Consider the following 23,853-nt stretch of genomic DNA (forward strand, 5'->3'; position numbering starts at 1 on the left):
ATGCAAATATGATTGGCCCCCCTACACAAATCCACTTATAATGAAAGTAATAGGAGGCGTTGATATCGTGAGTCAGGTTAAATTATTAATTAAAAGAGCTACTGAACAATTGGTAAACGAGGTTGACGTTGGCATACATGTCGTAGATTCTGGTGGAAGAACAATCATCTACAACCAAAAAATGGCCCAAATTGAAGGCATGAATCAAAACGATGTTCTTAATAAAAAACTTGAAGATGTATTTTCCTTTCATAATAATGAGGACAGTACGTTGCTTCAAGTCCTTAAAACAGGTGAACCCTTAAAAAATGAGAAACAGACCTACTACAATAATCGCGGACAAGAAATTACAACTATTAATAATACAATCCCAATACTGGATCAAGGAAAGCGGATTGGGGCAATGGAAATTGCTCGCGATGTAACCAAACTTGAAAAACTACTACGTGAAAACATGAATCGAAGAAATGATACATACTATACTTTTGACAGCATTATAGGAAGTAGTCCTGCGATTTCAGAAGTCATTGAGACCAGCAAGCGTGCTACACGAACAAGTTCCTCCGTTCTCATTATCGGAGATACGGGAACTGGTAAAGAACTCTTTGCACAAAGTATTCATAATGGTAGCAGCAGGTCTTCTGCACCCTTTATTTCGCAGAACTGTGCCGCTTTTCCAGACGGCCTAATTGAGGGCATCCTGTTTGGTACAAAAAAAGGTGCTTTTACAGGGGCATTTGACCGCCCTGGCTTGTTTGAGCAAGCAGAAGGAGGAACTTTGCTTTTAGATGAGATAAATTCACTAAACCCTGCCCTACAAGCAAAGCTTCTTCGTGTCATTCAAGAAAAAACAGTTCGAAGAATAGGTGACACCAAAGATAAAAAGGTGAATGTCCGAATCCTTGCAACCATGAACGAGGATCCTATTGATGCTATTTCAGAAGGTAGGCTTCGTAAGGACTTATACTATCGATTAAGTGTTGTGACCCTTTTTATTCCTCCATTACGAAACCGGAAAGAGGATATTAAAGAACTCGCATATGCATTTATGGAAAAATATAATCATCTGTTTGGAATGAATGTCAAAAGCATAGATGATGAGGTATTAACAATGTTTATGCAATATGACTGGCCAGGAAATGTTCGAGAATTAGAGCATATTATCGAGGGAGCACTGAATGTGATTACCTATGAAGAGATGATTTCTTATAATCATCTTCCTATTCATTTCCGAAAAAAGACGAAAATGAGACATGTGAATAGTAATACTAGTGCACCGTCAGTTGAATTAACGGAAGTTCAACCATTGGACCAATACATGAAGGAAACCGAAATTAAATATTTGAGACATATGTTCAAACACCACCATTTTAATATAACAAAAACTGCTAAAGCACTTGGTATGAGTCGCCAAAACCTCCAATATCGCTTAAAAAAGTACGGAATTCAAAAAAGGCAGAGCGACGGGTAAGCTTTAATCTAACTGCCTTATTCTCCCTTTAACTATCTTTCTACACACAACATCACATTCTCTCATTAAAATACAATTATTGCTTGGGAAATGAGTAGAAATAAGTCGAAAGGAGAAGATTTACGCTCCTTCCTTTATTAAACAAACGTTTGTTTAAAAAAGAGTATCCTTGATAAATGGATACTCTTTAATGTCTATTTCTTTATTGTAATTAACGAATACAGATTAAAGATTTACTTTATCGATTTTTCAATGGCTTGTTCGAAGGTGGAAATAATATCTTCAATATGTTCTATTCCTACTGAAATTCGAACAAGATGGTTTGTAATACCTAATGCCTCCTGAGCTTCAGGTGGTAATGCACGATGAGAGGTCTTTAGTGGATGTGATACAGTTGTTTCTATTCCAGCTAAGGTAGGTACTAACTTTACCCATCCAAGGGATTTAAAAAACTGGCTCACATCAACGTTTTTGGCAAGTTCCATGGAAACCATTGCTCCAAATCCTGTTGCTTCTTCCTCGAAAGGATAATACACTCTCGTAATGTGTGCATTATTTCGCAAAGCATCTGCTAGTTTACGAGCATTTGAAGATTGTACCTGCATCCGTACAGCTAATGTTTTTAAACCGCGAGTTGTAAGCCATGCCTCAAAAGGACTAACATTGGCACCAATATTTACAACTTTCTCTCTTGCCTTTGCTACCAAGTCTTCTCTTCCCACAACAACTCCAGCAGTTACATCACTATGTCCGCCGATGTACTTAGTTGCACTATGAACAACTACCTCCACTCCAAGTTTATATGGATTACAGTGAAATGGGGTTGCGAATGTGTTATCTACGACAGTGATTAGATTTTTTCGTTTAGCCAGTGCAACAACAGCAGGTAGGTTTTCAACACGTAAAAGTGGGTTTGTAATGGATTCCGTATAAAGTAGTTTTGTATTGGGCTTTATTGCTCTCTCGACTTGTTCAAGGTCTGCAAAGGAAACAAAGGTTGTTTCAATTCCAAACTGCTTTAATTCTTCTTTTAATAAATGAAAACTTCCCCCATACACATCTTCTGCTGCAATAATATGGTCTCCACTTTTCACAACCGAAAAGACCCCTGCTAAGATGGCTGATAGTCCTGAAGATGTTGCAATACCTGCAGGTGCACCTTCAATTGCTGCGACCATTTGCCCAAGTTCATCGGGATTGGGATTTCCAGTACGTGAATATAAATAATTACCCTCACCTTGAAAATATCCCTCTAAATCTTCAAGGCTATCGAAGGTAAAAGCGGATGTTTGATAGATTGGTGTTACTTTACTTCGAATCGGTAATTTACTTTTTTCGACACTATGTATTATTTTTGTTTCAAACCGTTTTGACAATTTTCTCACCCTCTATTTTTGTATTGCTATTATTCTGAACCTTATTTTTCAGGATGTCAATTGGAACATTTCAGTCAATAAAAAGAGAAGCTACTTCCATAGCTCCTCTCCTCTATTCTTTATAGATTGATTGATCTGTGAAATTGTTATAAACCAGGTAAATGGCAATACAAATCGCAGTTGTAATAAAGCCCCATCCTAGAGTAATTTGGTCGATTACGAGATAGTTATTACAAAGTTGGTTATTCGTATTAATGTATAATACACCCATCCCCAAATATTTCACAGTGAAGAAAACAAATACAAGGTTTTTCGCACGGTCACTTAATTTCTTCCAGCTATCTCGTAATGGTACACCCGCTAAAAATGACAGACTTAAGAACTTAAACACTTCCATACTTGTAATGGTTAATGTCTCATCCATCGTTTTCGGAATGGTCCAATATATCATAATCACAGTAAATAATAAGATTCCAGGAACACCATTTTCATTCCATTTTAAAAAAAATTGGGGAAATTTTTGTTGAAAAAGTTTTCCCATAAAAAATCCCGCAATCACAATTGAGGGCATTTGCATATGCATATGGATAATCATAATAGATTCTAGTAAATTAGCAACTGGGGGAAGTGCTAAAACGAATAATAGGCCTAATCCGATCAAAAATTGTTTCATCACTGATTCCCCCTTTCACTTTCTAGAAGGCTTAAAACCTTTGTAGCGGCCTGGTCGATTTCACGATAATCCATGACATCAATTAATGATCCATTAGGATCTACTAAATAAAAGGCTGAATTATGTGCAAAGTTCCCTTTTCCATCGGGAATGACAATTACCCCAAATTCATCAAGTAGGGATTGTAATTCTGTTTCATTTGGAATCCTAGCCATTCTCCATGTTTCTCCATCAGCTCCGAAGTAATGCCGATATTTCTTTAATGTAGCTGGATCATCTCTTGCTGGATCAAAGCTAATACTTAAAAAGACGATATCTTTACCCATATATTCATGTGGAATCTGTTCATACACCTGTGCCATATTCATTTCTAATTGCGGACAAACCGTTGTACACGCCGTATAGATGTAAGTGATAAATACGTACTTACCTTCAAACTCAGAAATAGGATAGATTCGTCCCTCGCTGTCCTCAAAGGTTACATTAGGAAATGCTGGTTGATCCTCTAAAAGTTGGTTTACTCGTGCTGTTTCTGCTGTGAATGCCTGTAATCCATCAGTTCCTTGATAGAACAACGCACATCCAAATATTATTATGATTATGCAAGCGAATGTTGTGCGATTTAATTTATTCACGCCAATCACATCCTATTTCTAGTTTTTACTCACTAATGTTAGAAAGAGATAGCTGTTGATTTGGCTATCTCTTTCTATAGAAGAAATTACTACCTTACGCCTCTTCGTCAGAGTCTCCAGTTTTCTCGTTTCTGGGCAAGGCGCTTTCGCTTTTCGATTTGTCTAGCTACAGCCCCTAGAAACTCGAGAAACTTCTACTCTTCCTACAGAGGCAAAGTACGCCTCTTCGTCGGAGTCTCCAGTTTTCTCGTTTCTGGGCAAGGCGCTTTCGCTTTTCGATTTGTCTAGCCCTGGCTCGGAGTGATTAACGAGATTTCCCTCACCCTCCGTACGATAAGGTCAACATCGTATCGCTACTTTCTCCGTGTTTCCTTTATCTCCTACGGGTTCAGTCTAGTCCGTACGTCGCTATACTCTCAGCTCCGCTTTTCGGTTTACCAAGTTTTGAATGGTGGTGATCCTGGAGGTGCGTTTACAATCATATCTGTTAGTGGCAATACATATGCCATTGCGACTACTAGAACCATAAGTACGATCCATAATCCCCAACGCTCTGTCCACATTGGAGTTTTTGACGCATTTTCTTCTTCTTCTGCAACTGGGAACTCAGTTACTCCTTTTGGTGCAAAGAACATCATGTTAAAGACTGCATATACTTGGATGACTACACCTACTAATAATAAAGTTGCGCCGATACCAATTACCATCATGAATGGCTCCCAGCCTGCAGCTTGTGCACTGCCAAAGTAGTCTGTGAAAGACGTTCTTCTTGGTGAGCCAAGAAGTCCAACCCAGTGCATCGTGATCGCCATGATGACCATACCGATCGTCCAGATAATGGTTTGAATAATACCTAGTCTATTCATTCCCTTTGTTAACACACGACCAGTAAGGTGTGGAATCAACCAGTACATAATTCCGAAGAATGTCATAACTACTGCCATACCAAGTGTTAAGTGGAAGTGTCCCACTACCCACATTGTGTTGTGTACTACTTGGTCAAGTTGGTTTGTTGTTTGTGCTATACCACCAGCACCTGCTGGGATGAAGGCTGCCATAGCGATAAATGGTGATAAGAAACGTACGTCTCCCCAAGGTAATTTTTTCAACCAGCCTAATGCACCTTTTCCACCTTTTGCTCTTCCAGTACGTTCAAATACTGAGAACATTGCGTATGCAGTCATTAAAGATGGGAAACCAATTGCTAAACTCATGAATACGTGTAGGAATTTTACTGATAACCCAATTCCTGGGTCAATGATTTGGTGGTGGAATCCACCAGTAATGTTCATAATTACTAATGCAACAACTACTACACGGGTAAGTGTGTCACTAAAACGTTTTCCGCCAATGATTTTTGGAATGATGACATACCATGCAGATGTCGCTGTTAAATACCATATGTTAACTGCAGTGTGTCCAAATGCCCAGAATAGTGTACGAGAAACCATTACATTAATTCCGTCCACCCATCCAAGTGACCAAGGTAAAATGAGAAATAATACCTCTACTGCAACAAATGAAGTTGCACCTACTAATAGTACAAATACACCCATTGCAAAGAAAGAAAGGATTGGTAGATGCTGACCTTTATTTTTCTTTCTCCAGTTTGCAATTTGAATAAATGCACCAGCTGCTAAGATCCAAATACCGACTACCACTAATGCTAAACCGATGTAGAACACTGGATGTGCTGCCATTGGTGGATAGAATGTGTACATAACAGATGCTTCGTTCATTAAGACTGGGATGACTACTAATACGATACCTACCATCTTCGTCCAGAAACCAACCCATGCCATTCTTCTAACCTTTGATAATAAACCACCTAAATCATGTGAAAGAGCTGCATAAAAATATCCAATTGTTACAAAAGCTGAAAATACTACGACTAAAAGTAAACCGTGTGCTGTTAATACTTGATAATAGTTGAGCCAACTTGGTAATTCTAAAAGACCTGCACGATTTAAGCCCTGAAATAATCCGAAAAGTCCACCTAGAAATAATGAGATAAATGCTACTGATAAATAAGATTTTGATATTTTTGCATCTTCTGGATTTACGCCTAAAGCTTTTTTTGCTTTTTCCTTTAATGTTAAATCTGAATTATTTAAAACTGTTGCCAATGGTCTCCCCCCTTTTTATTTCACTGTAATTGTTGTTGCCATTAATTGGTGTCCAGCACCACAATACTCATTACATAGAACTAAATACTCACCAGGCTCATGAAATGTTTGAGTGATTGTTTGTACATGACCTGGCATTACCATTGCGTTTAAGTTTGTTCCTGCAACCTGGAATCCATGAACAACATCCTTCGATGTCATAATAAATTTCACCTTTGCCCCAGCAGGTACTTCAATATTTGATGGGTTAAAACTAAATATCTCTAAAGTCATCACTACTTCATACTCATTTTCGCCAACTTTATACACACCAGGTTTATCGAACGGAGCTGTTTCATCGACTTTTTGTGGATCGATTGTTGTCATTTCACTTGGTGGTCCCATCTCTAACGCAAATGCCTGGTACCCTGTAATTAACATGAAAGCAACGATCAAACCAAAACTTATCGTAAGCCATATTTTTTCATCAAGATGCATATTCATTTATTTCCCTCCTAAAATCTAGCCATAAATAGGCCAAATAATATTAGATACGTTGCAAGAATGACTGCTCCAACGACACCGACTGATATCCATGTTCCGACTAGTGGACCTTGATAATCCTGATTTGTGTTTTTACTGTTATTTACCTTTGAAGCTCCCACCCAACTCAACCTCCTTATATTCTTCTTACTTACATCATAATTAGGAACCATTCTCAATGTTGTGAACTGAATCACACATAATGTGTATTTTTTATTACACCTATTAATAAAGACGAAAACATTGGTTTACTCTCATCCACAAAAATTCTTTTAAAATACGCCAATACCCCACCAATGTTGTGTTTCTGCTAAGTTCTGACATGAGCAACTAGCTACAATAAACAATAATGACAAAATAGTGAACATACATTTTAAATACAAAAAAGGCAGCCTTCACTGTTGAAAGCTACCTACAAAAGCTCATATATCAAAAATCTTTCATATATATTTTTTTCAAATAATGCTGGAATCGTGATCTCTTTCTTCATTTGAAATGGTGTATTGTTTTCTAAAAAATAGGAGTAGTCTGTTGAGCCATAATATAGAATAACTTCCATCTTACGTGGATTCTGCTCATATGAACGGAGGATATTTGAAATGGTATGCTTGAAAACGTGTATCGAAAAAGGGTTGAAAAAGTAGAACCGATTATCCAATGGATGTATCTTATAATCTTGTGCTGCACAATGATGAATCTCAACTTCATCTTGACGACTATTTGTCTTTCTTAGATAGCGTTTTTGGTTTTCTAGAGCTTCATGATACAATCCTTTGTCAATCTCTATTCCAACAACTGTTGACCTAAAATAGTGGTGAATATAAAAAAGCAGCCTTCCTTTACCACACCCAAAATCCACGACTCTATCTGTTTCATTTAATTGATAATGCTGAAACAGTGCATTAAGTCCTTCATAAGGTGTAGGTTCATAACGATGATAGTGTACCGAGGAACTAAATCCCTTTTGCCCTCCACCTGTTTTCACATGTAATAGTGCATCGTAATACTTATCGTCCATTGCTAGTCTCCTTGTTTGCTATGTTAGATGGAATCCGTTTTCTACATATATCAATTTTTCAGGATTGCGCATAGAGAAGATCTGCATAATTTGACTTTCTCTAGTTCAAAGCATACCACATTTTCTACCCTATAATTTTTCTTTATTATGATCTCATTTTAACTTAATACTTACAAATTTATCATCCTGGTAAAACCTCAAATTTGAGTACTGCTAATTTACTTTTATTAGGGGGATGATGATACTCTGATACCTTTCGGGTATTCCTGTTTTCCTTTTATTAGGTAGTTGGGGATACTCATAACGATTTTGAGTAACTTCAATTTACACTTATTAGGTGATTGATGACACTCCCAACACTTTCGAGTACTTCCATTTTCCTTTTATTAGGTAGTTCGTGATACTCCAACCTCTTTCGACGACTCCTATTTTCCTTTTATTAAGATAACGACGATAATCCAACTCATTTCGAGGACTCCCACTTTCCTTTTATTAGGATAATGACGATACTCCAATTCATTCCGAGGGCTCCCACTTTCCTTTTATTAGGATAATGACGATACTCCAACACATTTCGATTACCCTCATATTCCTTATACTAGGCGATTGGCAGTACTCCAAACACTTTTCAGTTGCTCTCTTTTCCTTTCGTTAGAAGAGTCTTGATACTCCAAATACTTCCTCTCCTAACCTTCAATCTAATCCATGAATTTTTAACTTTCTCACTAAAAAAACCCGCCACTTCTTAAGAAGCGGCGAGGCTTAAGTCTATCCGAATAAACTAGGTAATGTTACAACGACCATTGATAGGAAGATGATGAAAATGTAATTCACAGAATAAAGGAAATTCCAGCGAGCCCATTTTATATTATCCTTGACCGAAAATCCTATAATACTCAATACGATCCATCCAATATTAAGTAATGTAGCCAATACGATAAAGACCGTCCCTAGTTCTCCCAAAAAGAATGGTAACGGAAAAAGACAGATAACCCAGAATAGAAAATGTTTTTTGGTTACCTCAAATCCACGAACAACTGGAAGCATCGCAACCCCCGCAGCTTTATACTCATCATACTTTCTCATGGCAATGGCGTACGTATGTGGCATTTGAAAGACAAACAAAATTAAAAAGAGCACGATGGGAACTTTATGATCGATAGGTGCAACAGCAGCCCATCCCATTAATGGTGAAACGGCGCCTGATACACTACCAATCACTGTGTTGCTGACAAATTTGCGCTTTGACCACATCGTGTATAACACAACATACGTAAACCAACCGATGAATGTATAAAAGACAGCTTCAAATGTTGTAAACAACAAGAATAGGAATCCTAAAATGGTACAGGTGATTCCTAAAAACAACACAAATTTCATAGAAAAATGACCTGTTACAGTTGGACGTTTTTTCGTCCGTTCCATAACCGTATCAATATCTACATCGTACCAGTTATTAATTATAAGAGCTCCCGCTATAACTAGCGTACTGCCCAACATTGTATATACAAACAATCCCACATTTTCCTGAAACGATGCACCCGAAAAATAAATAGCTAACCAAAATCCTGAAAACACGGGTAGAACATTTGCAAGTAATACTCCTGCCTTAAATAGGGACTTAAGATCAGCTATGAGGGACGTTTTTTGTAGATGTAATTCTGCTTTCATTCGAATCCTCTTTCCTGCTTTAGTTACAAGAACAAAATGTATCAAATATACTATACCATTTTTCTAGCTAATAGGATAAGGAAACCACTTTTTAACCTACTTTATTCACAATATAGTAATAATTTAACAATATCTTTTTTATAAAATCCGAAACCAATCCCCGCTTACAACGTATATAAGGTACAAGGTTAGGAAGGTGGTTTACAAGAGATTTCCCATTAAAAATAAGGTATAATATAAAATAATAATTAATGGAGGTACACAGTTTTATGAAAAAGATTTTTGCAGCATTACTTGCTCTAACGCTCATTCTTTCCCCCCTTGGGAACTTTGTTTTTCAAGACAACACAACAACCGTTGAAGCACGAGGGTACAAGTCAGGTAAAAAAGGATTCAACAGTAATATAGGAAATAAAAATAAATCAAACTTCCAGCAGCAGCAGAAAAAAGAGGACACTAATGTGACAAACAAGTCCACTACGAATACAACTCCTAAGGGTGGTCTTATGTCTGGTGGTTTAATGAAAGGTCTTATGCTAGGTGGACTGGCAGGTTTCCTATTCGGTGGCCTTTTAGGCGGAATGGGTATGCTTGGTTCTTTCTTAGGACTAATGATTAACATTCTTGCTATATACGTTCTAATTGCTGTAATCCGTAAAATTTTTGTAATGATTAAAGACCGTAAGAAAAAAGAGGCCGACCCATGGCAACGCTAATTCTGTCTGAGCAAGAAATAATTAATGCAGTATGTGTGTATACAGGCTTAAAAAAGCAAGTTAAGCCTGAAGAAGTTGAGGTAGAGCTCATGTATGATGATGATTATGGCTTCTCAGCAGAGGTGTATGTGAACGATCGGAAACAAGTCCTAATCATGGCGAACTTGATTGAAGCTATTCGTCTATGGCTTGGGGAATTCCTTAACCGAGATCCTTATGCAGGAATCAAGCTTATCTTAGACGACGAGGAAGGCATCATTGCACACATTAACGAGTAACGGTTTTAAGAGAATTAAAGCTCATCCAAATGGATGAGCTTTTTTCACTTTGCCACAACAATCTTGTTTTTGCCGCTTTCTTTTGCCACATAAAGCGCCTGGTCTGCTGCTTTTTTTATTGAATCTACTGTGTTTCCATTATATGGATAGACCCCAACTCCAGCACTTATCGAAACTTTTATACTTTCACCTTCAATATTAACAGGATGTTCATTATAATACTTTTTTAGGGTTGAGTATATTTCATCTACGCACGTATCTATCTGCGTCTTAATCAAAATCATGAACTCGTCACCCGCATAACGATAGCCCTCAATCTTATCATTACAAATCGTTTTTATTCCGTCAGCTAGTACCTTCAAATATAAATCTCCGACATCATGTCCGAAGCGATCATTTACCTGTTTCAAATCATCAGAATCGAGCATCATGACTGTAATTTCTTTATTTCCACCCTGAATCAACTCTGCTAAATCTTCATGGAAAGCACGGTGATTTTTTAATCCAGTTAGTTCATCGGTTCGAGACATGATGTAAATTTTCTCATATAAGCGTGCTGTTTGAATTGAGTTGATTACCTGTGCACCGATCATTTGTAAAAGCTCCTCATGCTCCTTCCGATACGCAAAATCCTTAAAGCTCTGGGTTGAGATGACACCTTTTACTTGATCATCGATGATAACAGGTACAAAAAGACAGGAGCTCGTATCTTCATCTCCGTCTCCCATTTTCGTATTATATTCAACGTTCTGATTCAGGTTTTTGAGATGTATGATTTCTCTGGTTTTAATGACTTTTGACGTGTAGTTCTCACCAAAATCTACGATACTTGGAGGTGCTGGTACGCCATTATCCATTATAAAAATAAATCGAATATGTGCATCACCAGGATTATGTAAGGCTATATAAAATGCATCAGTTGGCATAACACGTGAAACCATCTCATAGGACTTTTGAAGAAGAACACTTTCATCAAGTGTTTTACTGCAGATTTGAGCAAAATCATGAAGGATACGGTAATGTTTGTTCATCCAAGACATATTTTCCATTTGTACGTTCATTTGTTGGAGTTGAAATATAAGCGCATTCAAAACTTCTTTTTCCTTTTGGTCTTTACAAGAAGCAATAAAATAATCGCGAATCTCATTAGATATTAGATCTTTCTCAGAACCTACCATTTCAATAAGCTCACTCAGTTTTTTCAATATGTTCAGATTCTGGATTGTCTTTTCCATTTAATCACTTCCAAAAATCTATTAATATAGTAGAAACCAATCAGCAATAGGTAAAAAAAAATGATTAATCAATAACCGATTAATCAACGTACATACGATACGAGTTATACTCGGCAACTGGCTGGCATGTCCTGATTTATTAATGGACTTAGCCCCTATAGTTTTGCGTCTTCATCTTTCAATGAATTTGCCCTTACTTTATTAAATTATCCAACTAAAGGAAAAATTTTAAATTATACCATAATTATATTTGTATTTATCTTATTGGTCAATGAGATTAACCTAATAAATTGCTAAAATTGTGAATTATTTCCTATTTCTATTGTCCTATAAACTTAAACCAGATTCAACTACAATTTTTATAGTTTGACAAGCCATGAATGTTATTGAATTTCTCGCCGATTCGTGTATAATTATGCCGGATTGCACTAAAACTCTACCTTAATAGAAAGAAGGGGGTTACTTATGAACAGTACACCTATTATCCAATTTAAAAATGTAACTAAGCAATACGACAATGACCCCGCTGTCCTTGACAATGTTAGCTTTGAAATAGAAAGAGGAAAATTTTATACCCTTCTAGGTCCTTCTGGATGTGGAAAGACAACGATTCTACGTTTAATTGCAGGATTTATCGAACCATCTGAGGGCGAGGTTTTTTTTAATGGAAAAAAAGTAAATACAACTCCTGCCAATAAGCGTCAAGTAAATACAGTATTTCAAGATTATGCCTTGTTTCCACATCTTAATGTGTATGAAAACGTTGCTTTTGGTTTACGTATAAAAAAGATGAAGCAATCTGAAATTGATAAAAAAGTGAAAGAAGCCTTAAGTTTCGTCAATCTTAGTGGCTATGAAAATCGCGAAATAAAAGAAATGTCTGGTGGTCAAAGACAACGTGTTGCAATTGCACGTGCGATTGTAAATGAACCAGAAATTATTTTACTGGATGAACCATTATCTGCACTTGATTTAAAGCTACGTACCGAAATGCAGTATGAACTTCGCGACCTTCAGAAGCGCTTGGGCATTACCTTCATCTTCGTTACACATGACCAAGAAGAAGCACTTGCAATGTCTGATGAGATTTTTGTCCTAAATGAAGGAAAAATTCAGCAAAGTGGTACCCCAATTGATATATATGACGAACCAATTAACCGCTTTGTTGCAGACTTTATTGGAGAATCCAATATCGTGAAAGGGAAAATGCATCGAGATTTTCTCGTTGAATTCGTTGGAAAAACATTTGAGTGTGTAGACCAAGGTTTTTCTGAAAATGAACCGGTTGAGATTGTCATTCGCCCAGAGGATTTACAAATCACTTCTGTTGAAAAAGGAAAACTACGTGTGGTCGTGGATTCTCAGTTATTCAGAGGCGTTCATTATGAAATTTGTGGCTTTGATAAGGACGGGAATGAGTGGCTTGTTCATTCTACGAAAAAGGCAAAAGTCGGCGATGAAATTGGTCTTTATTTTGATCCAGAAGCTATTCATGTTATGGGTATTGGTGAAACAGAAGAAGAGTATGATCGTCGATTAGAAGCATACGTGGACGGGGAAAGCCATGGAAAATAAGCTCACTCGTAACCTTTATGTCATCCCTTACGCTTTATGGATTCTGCTATTTGTCATTGCACCCATTACACTTATTCTCTATTATTCATTTTTTGATATAGAGGGTAATTTGTCATTAGTTAATTACAAAACGTTTTTTACACCTATTTACCTAAAAATGACACTGAGCTCTTTTTGGTATGCATTTTTAATTACAGCTGTGACGTTATTGGTCGCATACCCTACTGCTTACTTGATTACAAGAACGAAGCATAAGCATTTTTGGTTGCTGTTAATTATTGCTCCTTCTTGGATGAATCTTCTCTTAAAAGCTTATGCCTTTATCGGTATATTTGGGGCACACGGAACTGCCAACGCATTACTTGAAGTGTTTGGTATAGGCTCAAAACAATTACTATTTACAGACTTTAGTTTCGTGTTTGTATCAGTTTATATTTTTATACCATTCATGATTTTACCAATTTTTAATTCATTAAATGAGTTAAACCCTAGTTTACTTGATGCGGCAAGAGATCTTGGTGCATCAAAATGGACAACCTTTCGTCGTGTCGTATTTCCCCTAACCATTCAAGGGGTAAAATCAGGTTGTCAAATCGTATTTATTCCTGCTCTATCTTTGTTTATGTTAACTCGATTAATTGCAGGTAACAAAGTTATTACACTTGGTACTGCTATTGAACAGCAGTTTCTCGTGACACAGGATTGGGGCATGGGTTCCACAATCGCTGTATTCTTAACTATTTTCATGGTGTTAATTATGATCTTTACTGGAAACCGCAAGAAACGAGGTGCAAAGAATGAGAGATAAACTTGCTCTGTCTTCAAAAGCATATCTATTTATTATATTTTTCATTTTATATGCACCTATTTTTTATTTAGTATATTACTCATTTAATAGTGGTGGCACAATGAGCAATTTCGAGGGCTTTACCTTGGATTGGTACAAGGAACTGTTTGGAGATACAAGACTGCTAATCATTGTATTAAATACAATTGTAATTGCCTTGCTCTCTGCACTTGTTTCAACCATTATAGGTGTTTTTGGCGCCCTTTGGATTCATTCTGTCAAACAGAGACAAACTCAGAATGCATTGTTATCGTTAAATAACGTGTTAATTGTCAGCCCAGATGTCATCATTGGTGCATCGTTTTTGATTTTATTAACATTAGCTGGAATCAAATTAGGCTTTTATTCTGTGTTACTTTCACACATTGCCTTCAGTATTCCAATTGTCGTACTTATGGTCCTGCCAAAATTAAAGGAAATGAGTCCATCTCTAATTGATGCGGCAAAAGACCTTGGCGCAAACCAGTGGCAGGTGCTAACAAAGGTCATTGTTCCATACATCACACCAGGAATTTTTGCTGGCTTTTTCATGGCATTAACTTATTCCTTTGATGATTTCGCTGTCACATTTTTCGTAACAGGAAATGGTTTCTCAACCCTGTCAGTTGAAATCTATTCTCTAGCACGTCGTGGAATTTCATTGAATATTAATGCATTGTCTACTCTGCTATTTATTTTTACAATGCTATTAGTTTCTGGATATTACTTTATCTCACAACGAAACAGCACACGTGGATTGGGGGTTCGAAAATGACGAAACTCATCCGTGCTTTCATAGCAATTGCATTCGTGTCAGGTATCCTTCTCTACCTTATCCACCATTTAAATTCGTCACAAGGTCTTGCAAGTGGGAACACATTGACGATATATAACTGGGGCGATTATATCGATGAAGAACTTATTGACCGTTTTGAAGAAGAATCTGGCATCAAGGTCATCTATGAAACATTCGATTCTAACGAAGCCATGATGACAAAAATTGAACAAGGTGGAACCACCTATGATATCGCTGTTCCATCCGAATATATGATTGATAAAATGCGTCAAGAGGACCTACTGATTCCCCTTGATCATTCAAAACTACCAAATCTAAAAAACATTGATGAGCGTTTCATGGACCTTCCATTTGATCCTGGCAACCAATACTCTGTCCCATATTTCTGGGGTACAGTTGGAATCGTCTATAATCCAACAATGCTTGACGGAAAAGAATTTACGAGCTGGAACGATCTCTGGGATCCTTCTTTGAAAAATGAAATCATCTTGATCGATGGAGCTAGGGAAATTATTGGGATGGGTCTTAATTCCATTGGCTATTCATTAAATGACACAAACATCGATCACTTAATTGAAGCTAAGGAAAAACTCATTACTCTCACACCTAATGTAAAAGCCATCGTGGGCGACGAAGGTAAAGTCCTGATTCAAAACGAAGAAGCCGCCATTGGGATTGTATGGTCTGGCGATGCTGCCGATATCATGTGGGAAAATGAAGATATCGACTATGTTGTTCCTAGCGAAGGCTCTAACCTTTGGTTCGATAATATGGTCATTCCGAAGACTGCTAAAAACGTTGAAGGTGCACATCAATTTATCAATTTTATCTTGGATGCTAAAGTAGCTGCTCAAAACACAGAATATGTTAGTTACTCTACACCAAATAAGGCAGCCCTTCAGTATATGCCCGAAGACATGGTAACAGATGAGCGTTTCTATCCATCACCTGAGCTCACTGAGAAGCTTGAAGTTTACGAAAACCTAGGAAAACGAAATCTCGCCATCTATAACCAACTTTTTCTTGAATTTAAAATGGCACAGAACTAAAAGAAAAGCGCAAGGTGCTCGATTATCAATGACAAGCTTAAGTCCAATCGCTCACAGAAGGTGCCCTTTAACCTTCCGAAGCGATTGGCTTAAGACCTCGAGCCGATGGTGCCTGGAGCTTGAATAAAACGAAGGCCTGTATCTTAGCTGATATGGGCCTTTTAATTATGAATGGGTCAATGATTTGTGCATCTTTTAACACAATGGCAAGGCGATCCCTGGTTTGCGCATGATTTTAAGTGCTTTTTGGTTAGTAAACATGTAAAATTGGGTAAAATTTACATTTCCAGTTAGTTTATTTGGTGTTTTTTCCAATCTCTGGATTCTGCGCATGATTTTGCGACTCCTTTTAACTAAAAACCACGCGGATCCCTAATTTGCGCGTGCTTTCTTCTGATTTTTTTCAACAAACCATGCGGATCTGGAATTATATTACAAGTTCAAACGATTTTTCGGAAATTTCTTCCATATACTGGATTCTGCGCATGATTTTGTTCCTCCTCATAACTAAAAACCACGCGGATCCCTATTTTACACATGCTTTCTGCTGCTTTTTTTGCAACAAACCATGTGGATCTGGAATTATATTACAAGTCCAAACAATTTTTAGGAAATTTATTCCATATCCTGGATTTTGCGCATGATTTTGTTCCTCCTCACAACTAAAAACCACGCGGATCCCTATTTTACACATGCTTTCTTCTGATTTTTTTGCAACAAATCATGCGGATCTGGAATTACTTTACCAAGTTCAACCAACTTTCTAAACCTTTCTTCCACATCCTGGATTTTGCTCATGATTTTGTTCCTCCTCATAACTAAAAACCACGCGGATCCCTATTTTACACATGCTTTCTGCTGCTTTTTTTGCAACAAACCATGTGGATCTGGAATTATATTACAAGTCCAAACAATTTTTAGGAAATTTATTCCACATCCTGGATTCCCCGCATGATTTTGTTCCTCCTATTAACCAATAACCACGCGAACCCTTAATTTGCGCATGCTTTCTGCTGCTTTTTTTGCAACAAATCATGAGAATCTGGATTTACTTTACAAGTTCAACCTACTTTCCAAACTTTTCTTCCACATCCTGGATTCCCCGCATGATTTTGTTCCTCCTATTAACCAATAACCACGCGAATCCTTAATTTACGCATGCTTTTTTCTGCTTTTTTGTAACAAACCATGCGGATCTGGAATTACTTTACAAGTTCAACCAACTTCCCAAACATTTCTTCCACCTCCTGGATTCCCCGCTTGATTTTTCGACAACTTGGGCACCCCTTGTTTACACATACTCTAATCCCCTTTTCCGCCCATATGTCGCCTTTAGAAAAATCTACTCGAACCGATAATACGTTGATTTTCCACCCTTAACCATCACAAGGTGCTCCTTTAATATTTTCTGCATTCTAAGCTTTTTCACGTCTAATCCACACCATTCAATTGCTGCTGAAACTGTTAATAGCCTCTTTGGAAAGAGAACCCTATATTCTTCAATCGTTCTCATTATACCGATGTGAAGCTTCTCGACCGCCCCACAACTCTTACAAATTAGGAATCTTCCATTTACCTGAACCTTTAACGCCTGACATCCACTGCAGGATACTCCCTTTTTTACAGATTCATAGTCGTATTCAGGGATTTGTATTTTATCGAATGGGTTTTTGTCACTGTGTAGCAGTGCCAGTTCTTTTGCCGCTTTTACTAAATGCCCACTCGATTTCATTGAAACCGAACCAAAACTTTTTAACAAAGAATTCACTTGTGTAGGTAGGATAATTGGAAGGTGTCTACTTGCCTGGAAGAGAGTAAAGTTAGGATTTACAAAAACGATTTTTGATTCAATGGGAAGATTAATACCTAAGGATTGAATCAGTGGTGTAAAAAGTGATTCAGAACGTTGAAGTTGAAGGATTGGATTCTTTATCTCAAAGCCAGAAGAATAGTACCACCGGTTACCTTCGATATAACATTCCCCTTCAAAGTTTTTAATGTCGAAAAGATAGATTTTATATGGAGAGATTAAGCATGAGTCAATTTGAAAAGTCGTGTTTCTCCATTCAAGGAGGAGGTCGTTTAGTTGAAGATAGGTCGATGCGGAAGACTGTGCAATTAGTTCATCGAATTTGCATTCACCTTCAAAACCTTTTTCATCGTTGTGTAACTTTTTTAACTGCCCTTCAGTAAACGCTATTCTAGGCTTTAAATATCGCCGTAATTGAAGGTGAAAAGGAATTTTTCTTTCTTTAAGTATCATCTTTTTAGCCTGCCTTTTCTTATCGTTCTATAATGTGAAGAAACTTGAGGATCAAAGGGGATATTAACATATTTTCATAATACAAAAAACCTGTCAACTTCTTATAATCATGACAATCCGCCCTTAGAAAAAGACCTATATCACAAAGATATAGGCCTTTTCTAATTAATTATCTTTACTTACCGCTTTATCCTTTTCTAACAGCACAATAATACCTGGTAATAAAACGCCTCGAATTAAGAACGTATCTAATAGGATTCCTACCGCTACAATAAATCCAAATACGAATAATAATTCAACTGGTTGTGTCATTAAAACTGCAAAAGTTGCAGCTAAAATGATTCCAGCAGATGAGATAACCCCACCGGTTTTTGCTACAGCAATTTGTACAGCCTCTTTTACAGAATGATTTCTCCGCTCCTCTTGGTAACGTGAGATAAGCATAATATTATAATCAATTCCAAGTGCGACTAGGAAGACAAATGCATATAACGGTACTCTATTTGCTATCGTTTCGATGCCAAAGAATAAATTTGTTAAAAACATTCCCAATCCCAATGCCGCTAAAAATGATACTAGGATTGTACCCATCATATAGATTGGCATTTTGAATGATTTGGTAAGGACAATTAACATACCAAAGATTAAAATGGTTTCAAGGATGACAATTAGAATAACATCTCGATTGTTGGTAGAACGATCATCTACTTTCGTTGCAGTTTCACCTGCAAAATAAAGATTCCCATCTAGTTCTGCTTTTTCTAAAATGGTTTCAGCGTTTTGAATCATCTTCTCCATTGCGTCTATAGTAATCACGTCATATGGACCTTCTTCAAACGTTAACGAAAAATTGAGTACCTTGTTTTCATCCGCTGTACCATTTATCCTAACATCACTAACAAGCTCTTGAGCTAATAATTCATTGCGCAGTGACTCTATTTCTTCCTGAGTGGCAGGCTCCTCTCCTTCAAACAACACAGTTGAAGGTGCAAGATCCCCTTTTGCAAATTTCTCTTCAATTAATTCATAACCTTGGCGTGAAGGCATATCTTCTGGAAATGACTTCATCGTATCGAATTCATACGTAAGGTTAAACATGTTTGAAGCAGATAAAAGGAGAAATGCTCCTATTATCGCAACGGATAAACCTGGTTTTTTCACGACCAGTCTTCCAACTTTACTCCAGAAGGAATGATCTTTTACTTTTTCATCCCCAACTTTAGGAACCTTTGGCCAGAAGGATTTTCTTCCGAAAAGAGTAAATAATGCTGGTACTAGAGTAATGGAGGCAGCCATGATGATTACCATTGCAGTGGCAAAGGTTGGAGCAAAGTTTCTATAATCTCCAACTTCTGCAAAGAACAACACTAACATAGCAGCTAAAACAGTACCACCTGAGAAGAATACGGGCATCCCTACCTCTTTCATAGCAGCTCTTATTGCATCATATTTGCTTTCATAATTTTTAAGTTCTTCACGAAAACGGGAGAAAACAAATAAAGAATAGTCTATAACTGCCGCAAATAAAAGAATCGACATAATTGATATCGTTTGATTGCTTAACAATAATCCTGCTTTCCCTAAAATTCCTAAGGACTTCATGACCACTTCATAGACAAACACAGCTGCCAATAATGGAATTAATGCTAACAGTGGTGAACGATAAATAACGATTAATAGAATAAGGATTAATCCGATTGTGGAGAAAATTAAAACTAAGTCAGCTCTTGAAAATAAATCAAGTGAATCTGTTGCGATTCCAGCTGGGCCAGTTACATACATTGTTAACTCTGAATTTTCTTCAACGACTTTTACCAATTCATCCTTTGAGTCTCGTATTTCCTTTGTTTCTAATGATTCATCGAAATTAATTGGAAGTAATGCCGTCGATTGGTCTTCAGAGAAAAATCCAGCAGCAGCCTGGGGTGGCAAACTTGTTAATGGAACTAATTGCTCGACACCAGGAATGTCAGCATCTTCTATAAGAGTAAATACGTCAACAAGTTCCTGGAAACCAAATTGTCCTTCGTTTGATTGAAAGACTAATATTCCTGGAGTTCCATTACTATCCTTGAAATATTCATCTATCTTACTTTGGGCAATGACCGATTGTGCATCATCAGGTAACGAGTCTATCCTTGTAACCTCATAATCCTTCGCATTCGGTGCAAACACGGCCAAAAGCACCGTAATAATAAGCCATGTAACTAAAGTAATCCATACACCTTTTTTCGTAGTGACTCTATCTGTAATGGCTTGTAATAGCTTTTTCATAATTAAACCCACCTCTACTTACTAAAGTAACACATCTGTTACTTTCAATAAAAAATAATGACACAGTTGTCAGGATAATTATCTTTTAAAGTGACACATGTGTCAATTATGAAGCTTTGAAGATTCCGTGACATATTATTTCCTTAATTGATTGTACCCATACATCACGTGGAATCCCAAAATGATTTGGAATTGCAACTGATTGAAATATATAGCCTAATACAACAGGTTCTGGGATATTTGGGTTTAATATTTGTTCCCGTTTACCTGATTCAATTAAGCTCTCGACATGTTGATACATTTGAATATGGTATTTTTGGAGTTTTTCCTTATTCGCTTTTACCTTATCATTTATATGAACTGGCACACGTTTTCCAATTTCAATAAGGTGATAAAGCTCTGGATTCTTAAATATTAGTTGTAAAAGAAAATCAAATTGTGGTTTAAACCCTTCAATTGTGTTGATTTCCTTTAGTTCTTCAAGAATCTGCTCCATTTTAAAAAGCATATATTCCGTGATCAATTCTTCCTTGTTTTCATAGTACTTGTAGATTGCTCCACGGGAAACCTCCAATTGTTCTGCCACCAAACTGAACTGGAACCCTTCATAATTATATGTAAGTAGAAGTTCCTCAGTCGTCCGATATAAGTCTTCTGTTGTAAATTTACGTTCACGAGCCATGTTTCTTTCACCCCACCTCATTATAAAACAAGAGTTTCCAAAAGAGAATGATTGCCTTTGAATTGACATAATAAGGTGAACAAATGTGATTGTCCACCTTACAAGATTCTGTTATTTGCCAATTGCTCTTCGCACAATTGGGACAACTTCCCCAGCTAATAATTCAATACCTTTGGCCACATTTTCATATGGTTGTCCACCGATATCTAATTGAGCAAGAAAACGTTGGTGTCCAAAGAGTTCATGCTGGTGTAAAATTTTTTCAGCAACTTGTTGTGGACTTCCAACGAACAAAGCAGTCTCTGGACCTGCCATCTGCTCAAAATCTTCTCTTGACATTCTTGTCCCCATTCCACGTTGACGGTTCACATAAGACCAGTAGTTAGAGTAGTAGGGATAAAACTCATCTTTTGCTTGCTGTGTTGTCTTTGCAAGATAGGCATGGCCTGTTACGCCAACCTTCAAGTCTTCAGGTGCATGTCCATGCTCCACACCTGCTTGACGATAAAGGTCGACAAGTGGCTTAAACCGTCTTGGATGTCCACCTAAGATTGCTAAAGCCATTCCTACACCTAATCTTCCAGCACGTACAGCACTTTCAGGTGATCCTCCAACACCAATCCAAATTGGCAATTGTTCTTGCACAGGTCTTGGGGCTATTTCTGCATTCCTTAAGGAAGAACGAAAATTGCCTGACCAACTAACAGTCTCATGTTGATTCAGTTGTAGGAGGAGTTCCATATGTTCTTCAAACAATTCATCATAATCATTTGTGTCATATCCAAATAAAGGAAATGACTCTATAAATGCCCCCCGACCTACAAGTATTTCAGCACGACCATCTGAAAGCAAATCCAATGATGCAAAATCCTCAAATAGGCGGACTGGATCAAGTGTACTTAATACACTGGTTGTACTCGTTAATCTAATTTGTTTCGTTACTTGTGCAATTGCTGCTAATATCACCGCGGGAGATGATGAAGCATAATCTAGACGATGATGTTCCCCGATACCAAATACATCTAAACCCACTTCGTCCGCTAGTTGTGCAGCTTTTACGATTTCTTTGACTCTATCTCTAGCCGATATTGTAGTACCACTAATTGGATCTGGTCCTATATCCGCCAGTGTGTATATCCCTATTTCTATTTCAGTTTTCTTAGTCTGCTCCATGAAGGTCCGCTCCTTCTTTTCTTATATAATTTCACTTTTAAATAACACTTACTTTATGTAAGTTAGTATAGTAACACAACTAAATATTGTCAAGAAATTACATTCCCATCTGTAATCGTATCATTATTTTTGATACAATGAATCATAAGTGAGGTGGTAATTAAAGATGAAACAACCTACAATTTGTCCAAAATTTGAAAAGGCTATATCGCTATTAAGTCAAAGATGGACAGCATTAATTATCTATCAGTTGTTATCGGGACCACGAAGGTTTAACGAAATTCAATCAACTATTGGGATAAGCGGAAAAGTATTATCTAGTCGTTTAAAAGATCTAGAGCAACAAGGATTAGTTAGTCGACAGGTTATTCCAGAAATACCCGTTATTATAGAGTATTCCTTAACGGAGAAAGGGCATTCCATGGAGCCCATTTTAAAAGAGATTGAAAAATGGTCACAAGAATGGGTAAAAATAAAATAGTGGGCCTGGGAATGAACTGTTCCCAACCCACTATTCTTGTGGTGATTCAATTGTTTCGATGAATTTTTCCATTGTGGAAGTTAAGTAAGAATCGCTTCTTCTTATGAATACAGTTTTTAATCGACTATATTGGCTCGGCAAGGTGTAGCACTTGATAAGTCCACTTTGTTCAAGATGTGTAACTGCTGATCTTGGGACGAATGCAACGCCAAGTCCTACGACAACGCTACGTAAAATGGTTTCCAGTGTTCCAAATTCCATTATTTTTCGTGGTGTGATATTTTGGTCTTTATACCAAACTTTCAAACGCGCTCGGTATCCACAGCCTTCACTAAAACAAAGAATCGTCTCCTCTTTAACCTCTTCCAATGATGAAGTGTGTATATCTGAAATTAAAACAAGCTCCTCTTGAAACACTTCATGCGTCACAAGATTGGGATGAAAATCTGCTTCTGAAACGAATGCTCCGTCTAACTTATGCTGTAAAACTTCATCTTCAAGGTTTTCAGTAACACCTGTATATAAGGACAGATCCACATTTTTATATTTTTTCGTAAACGTTGATAATATTTTGGGTAACTGAATGACGGTCTCGACCGTTCCAATTTCCAATTTTCCTGAAGGCTCATGTTTACTTTGAACAGCTTTTTTCATCTCATCTGTTAACAATAAGATTTGTTTACTATACATTAACAACTTCTTTCCTTCAGGTGTCAAGGTCATTCCACGTCGATGACGGTTAAATAAAGGCGTATTCAATTCCGATTCAAGCTTTTGTATTCTAGAGGTAATATTAGACTGAACGTAATTTAACTCTTTTGCTACTTCTGTAATGGTGCCTTTTTCAGCAATCATTTGAAATATTTCCAAATCCTTAAGTTCCACGTTTTCTCCTCCCCTCAATACTTCTCATTTTATTTTATGGTATCAAAAATAATGATGATAATCATTGTTTTTATTCATTTTACATGATATTCCATTACTTATATGATAGATATACAATTTTGAAGTGA

At 37.1% G+C, this 23,853-nt stretch carries 22 protein-coding genes and 1 riboswitch; of the genes, 8 read left to right on the forward strand and 14 right to left on the reverse strand.

All coding sequences use genetic code 11. The features are described from left to right. The first annotated feature begins 40 nt into the window (after positions 1-40). Positions 41-1,471, forward strand: coding sequence for a sigma-54 interaction domain-containing protein (locus tag ACWPVE_RS06730; RefSeq protein ID WP_453991897.1), 1,431 nt, complete (start codon positions 41-43; stop codon positions 1,469-1,471). Positions 1,472-1,704: 233 nt separating this feature from the next. Here ACWPVE_RS06730 and ACWPVE_RS06735 read toward each other — a convergent pair whose 3' ends face one another. The 8 genes from ACWPVE_RS06735 to cyoE form a co-directional block, all read right to left on the reverse strand. Then, positions 1,705-2,847, reverse strand: a complete 1,143-nt coding sequence (locus tag ACWPVE_RS06735; RefSeq protein ID WP_453991899.1) for a trans-sulfuration enzyme family protein — start codon at positions 2,845-2,847, stop codon at positions 1,705-1,707. 112 nt (positions 2,848-2,959) lie between these two features. Next, positions 2,960-3,520 (reverse strand): hypothetical protein, encoded by a 561-nt coding sequence (locus ACWPVE_RS06740; protein WP_453991901.1) that lies wholly within the window; start codon positions 3,518-3,520, stop codon positions 2,960-2,962. Then, positions 3,520-4,155, reverse strand: a complete 636-nt coding sequence (locus ACWPVE_RS06745) for an SCO family protein (protein ID WP_453991903.1) — start codon at positions 4,153-4,155, stop codon at positions 3,520-3,522. The genes ACWPVE_RS06740 and ACWPVE_RS06745 overlap by 1 nt, the downstream gene beginning before the upstream one ends. Before the next feature lie 434 nt (positions 4,156-4,589). Then, complete coding sequence (locus tag ACWPVE_RS06750) at positions 4,590-6,281, reverse strand: cbb3-type cytochrome c oxidase subunit I (protein WP_453991905.1); 1,692 nt, start codon at positions 6,279-6,281, stop codon at positions 4,590-4,592. A gap of 15 nt (positions 6,282-6,296) precedes the next feature. Beyond that, positions 6,297-6,764, reverse strand: coding sequence for a cytochrome c oxidase subunit II (locus ACWPVE_RS06755; protein ID WP_453991907.1), 468 nt, complete (start codon positions 6,762-6,764; stop codon positions 6,297-6,299). 11 nt (positions 6,765-6,775) lie between these two features. Beyond that, the gene (locus ACWPVE_RS06760) at positions 6,776-6,925 is read right to left on the reverse strand and encodes a hypothetical protein (protein WP_453991909.1); all 150 of its coding nucleotides are present in this window, start codon (positions 6,923-6,925) and stop codon (positions 6,776-6,778) included. 290 nt (positions 6,926-7,215) lie between these two features. After that, entirely contained in the window at positions 7,216-7,821 is a 606-nt protein-coding gene (locus ACWPVE_RS06765) for an SAM-dependent methyltransferase (RefSeq protein WP_453991911.1), read from the reverse strand. Positions 7,822-8,589: 768 nt separating this feature from the next. Then, positions 8,590-9,492: a heme o synthase gene (gene cyoE / locus ACWPVE_RS06770; protein WP_453991913.1), complete on the reverse strand. Its 903-nt coding sequence runs from the start codon at positions 9,490-9,492 to the stop codon at positions 8,590-8,592. 269 nt (positions 9,493-9,761) lie between these two features. Here cyoE and ACWPVE_RS06775 point away from each other — a divergent pair, with 269 nt between their 5' ends. Together ACWPVE_RS06775 and ACWPVE_RS06780 are read left to right on the forward strand one after the other, a co-directional pair. Next, positions 9,762-10,208 (forward strand): hypothetical protein, encoded by a 447-nt coding sequence (locus ACWPVE_RS06775; RefSeq protein WP_453991915.1) that lies wholly within the window; start codon positions 9,762-9,764, stop codon positions 10,206-10,208. Beyond that, positions 10,196-10,486, forward strand: coding sequence for a YxcD family protein (locus ACWPVE_RS06780; RefSeq protein WP_453991917.1), 291 nt, complete (start codon positions 10,196-10,198; stop codon positions 10,484-10,486). The genes ACWPVE_RS06775 and ACWPVE_RS06780 overlap by 13 nt, the downstream gene beginning before the upstream one ends. A gap of 44 nt (positions 10,487-10,530) precedes the next feature. Here ACWPVE_RS06780 and ACWPVE_RS06785 read toward each other — a convergent pair whose 3' ends face one another. Next, on the reverse strand, positions 10,531-11,721 hold the full coding sequence (locus tag ACWPVE_RS06785) for a sensor domain-containing diguanylate cyclase (protein WP_453991919.1): 1,191 nt from the start codon (positions 11,719-11,721) through the stop codon (positions 10,531-10,533). Positions 11,722-11,830: 109 nt separating this feature from the next. Next, positions 11,831-11,923: riboswitch (cyclic di-GMP riboswitch) on the reverse strand. Positions 11,924-12,186: 263 nt separating this feature from the next. Here ACWPVE_RS06785 and ACWPVE_RS06790 point away from each other — a divergent pair. Genes ACWPVE_RS06790 through ACWPVE_RS06805 form a run of 4 tightly spaced genes read left to right on the forward strand, consistent with a single transcriptional unit; the run spans position 12,187 to position 15,967 of the window. Further along, positions 12,187-13,296: an ABC transporter ATP-binding protein gene (locus ACWPVE_RS06790; RefSeq protein ID WP_453991921.1), complete on the forward strand. Its 1,110-nt coding sequence runs from the start codon at positions 12,187-12,189 to the stop codon at positions 13,294-13,296. Next, positions 13,286-14,104, forward strand: coding sequence for an ABC transporter permease (locus ACWPVE_RS06795; protein WP_453991923.1), 819 nt, complete (start codon positions 13,286-13,288; stop codon positions 14,102-14,104). The genes ACWPVE_RS06790 and ACWPVE_RS06795 overlap by 11 nt, the downstream gene beginning before the upstream one ends. Then, positions 14,094-14,897 carry an ABC transporter permease gene (locus tag ACWPVE_RS06800; protein ID WP_453991925.1) on the forward strand — a complete coding sequence of 268 codons (804 nt, stop codon included), beginning with the start codon at positions 14,094-14,096 and terminating at the stop codon, positions 14,895-14,897. The genes ACWPVE_RS06795 and ACWPVE_RS06800 overlap by 11 nt, the downstream gene beginning before the upstream one ends. Next, positions 14,894-15,967 carry an ABC transporter substrate-binding protein gene (locus ACWPVE_RS06805; protein WP_453991927.1) on the forward strand — a complete coding sequence of 358 codons (1,074 nt, stop codon included), beginning with the start codon at positions 14,894-14,896 and terminating at the stop codon, positions 15,965-15,967. The genes ACWPVE_RS06800 and ACWPVE_RS06805 overlap by 4 nt, the downstream gene beginning before the upstream one ends. Before the next feature lie 1,342 nt (positions 15,968-17,309). Here ACWPVE_RS06805 and ACWPVE_RS06810 read toward each other — a convergent pair. From ACWPVE_RS06810 to ACWPVE_RS06825, 4 genes are all read right to left on the reverse strand, one after another. Further along, complete coding sequence (locus ACWPVE_RS06810) at positions 17,310-18,230, reverse strand: nuclease-related domain-containing protein (protein ID WP_453991929.1); 921 nt, start codon at positions 18,228-18,230, stop codon at positions 17,310-17,312. Positions 18,231-18,395: 165 nt separating this feature from the next. Continuing rightward, positions 18,396-20,504 (reverse strand): MMPL family transporter, encoded by a 2,109-nt coding sequence (locus ACWPVE_RS06815; RefSeq protein WP_453991931.1) that lies wholly within the window; start codon positions 20,502-20,504, stop codon positions 18,396-18,398. A gap of 106 nt (positions 20,505-20,610) precedes the next feature. Further along, positions 20,611-21,186 carry a TetR/AcrR family transcriptional regulator gene (locus ACWPVE_RS06820; protein WP_453991933.1) on the reverse strand — a complete coding sequence of 192 codons (576 nt, stop codon included), beginning with the start codon at positions 21,184-21,186 and terminating at the stop codon, positions 20,611-20,613. A gap of 111 nt (positions 21,187-21,297) precedes the next feature. After that, a complete protein-coding gene (locus ACWPVE_RS06825) occupies positions 21,298-22,359 on the reverse strand; it encodes an LLM class flavin-dependent oxidoreductase (RefSeq protein WP_453991935.1) in 1,062 nt (353 codons plus the stop codon). A 166-nt stretch (positions 22,360-22,525) separates the two neighbouring features. Between ACWPVE_RS06825 and ACWPVE_RS06830 the strand changes: the two genes are divergently transcribed. Then, positions 22,526-22,840 (forward strand): winged helix-turn-helix transcriptional regulator, encoded by a 315-nt coding sequence (locus ACWPVE_RS06830; RefSeq protein ID WP_453991937.1) that lies wholly within the window; start codon positions 22,526-22,528, stop codon positions 22,838-22,840. A gap of 30 nt (positions 22,841-22,870) precedes the next feature. Here ACWPVE_RS06830 and ACWPVE_RS06835 read toward each other — a convergent pair whose 3' ends face one another. Then, complete coding sequence (locus ACWPVE_RS06835; RefSeq protein ID WP_453991939.1) at positions 22,871-23,725, reverse strand: LysR family transcriptional regulator; 855 nt, start codon at positions 23,723-23,725, stop codon at positions 22,871-22,873. Between the last annotated feature and the right edge of the window lie 128 nt (positions 23,726-23,853).

The sequence above is a fragment of the Bacillus nitroreducens genome (genome assembly GCF_964021195.1).

Coding starts and splice junctions, on each gene's coding strand:
- ACWPVE_RS06805 (WP_453991927.1), top strand. CDS start 14,894: ATGACGAAACTCATCCGTGCTTTCATAGCAATTGCATTCGTGTCAGGT.
- ACWPVE_RS06810 (WP_453991929.1), bottom strand. CDS start 18,230: ATGATACTTAAAGAAAGAAAAATTCCTTTTCACCTTCAATTACGGCGA.
- ACWPVE_RS06795 (WP_453991923.1), top strand. CDS start 13,286: ATGGAAAATAAGCTCACTCGTAACCTTTATGTCATCCCTTACGCTTTA.
- ACWPVE_RS06730 (WP_453991897.1), top strand. CDS start 41: ATGAAAGTAATAGGAGGCGTTGATATCGTGAGTCAGGTTAAATTATTA.
- ACWPVE_RS06785 (WP_453991919.1), bottom strand. CDS start 11,721: ATGGAAAAGACAATCCAGAATCTGAACATATTGAAAAAACTGAGTGAG.
- ACWPVE_RS06830 (WP_453991937.1), top strand. CDS start 22,526: ATGAAACAACCTACAATTTGTCCAAAATTTGAAAAGGCTATATCGCTA.
- ACWPVE_RS06790 (WP_453991921.1), top strand. CDS start 12,187: ATGAACAGTACACCTATTATCCAATTTAAAAATGTAACTAAGCAATAC.
- ACWPVE_RS06775 (WP_453991915.1), top strand. CDS start 9,762: ATGAAAAAGATTTTTGCAGCATTACTTGCTCTAACGCTCATTCTTTCC.
- ACWPVE_RS06740 (WP_453991901.1), bottom strand. CDS start 3,520: ATGAAACAATTTTTGATCGGATTAGGCCTATTATTCGTTTTAGCACTT.
- ACWPVE_RS06755 (WP_453991907.1), bottom strand. CDS start 6,764: ATGAATATGCATCTTGATGAAAAAATATGGCTTACGATAAGTTTTGGT.
- ACWPVE_RS06815 (WP_453991931.1), bottom strand. CDS start 20,504: ATGAAAAAGCTATTACAAGCCATTACAGATAGAGTCACTACGAAAAAA.
- ACWPVE_RS06780 (WP_453991917.1), top strand. CDS start 10,196: ATGGCAACGCTAATTCTGTCTGAGCAAGAAATAATTAATGCAGTATGT.
- cyoE (WP_453991913.1), bottom strand. CDS start 9,492: ATGAAAGCAGAATTACATCTACAAAAAACGTCCCTCATAGCTGATCTT.
- ACWPVE_RS06765 (WP_453991911.1), bottom strand. CDS start 7,821: ATGGACGATAAGTATTACGATGCACTATTACATGTGAAAACAGGTGGA.
- ACWPVE_RS06800 (WP_453991925.1), top strand. CDS start 14,094: ATGAGAGATAAACTTGCTCTGTCTTCAAAAGCATATCTATTTATTATA.
- ACWPVE_RS06825 (WP_453991935.1), bottom strand. CDS start 22,359: ATGGAGCAGACTAAGAAAACTGAAATAGAAATAGGGATATACACACTG.
- ACWPVE_RS06820 (WP_453991933.1), bottom strand. CDS start 21,186: ATGGCTCGTGAACGTAAATTTACAACAGAAGACTTATATCGGACGACT.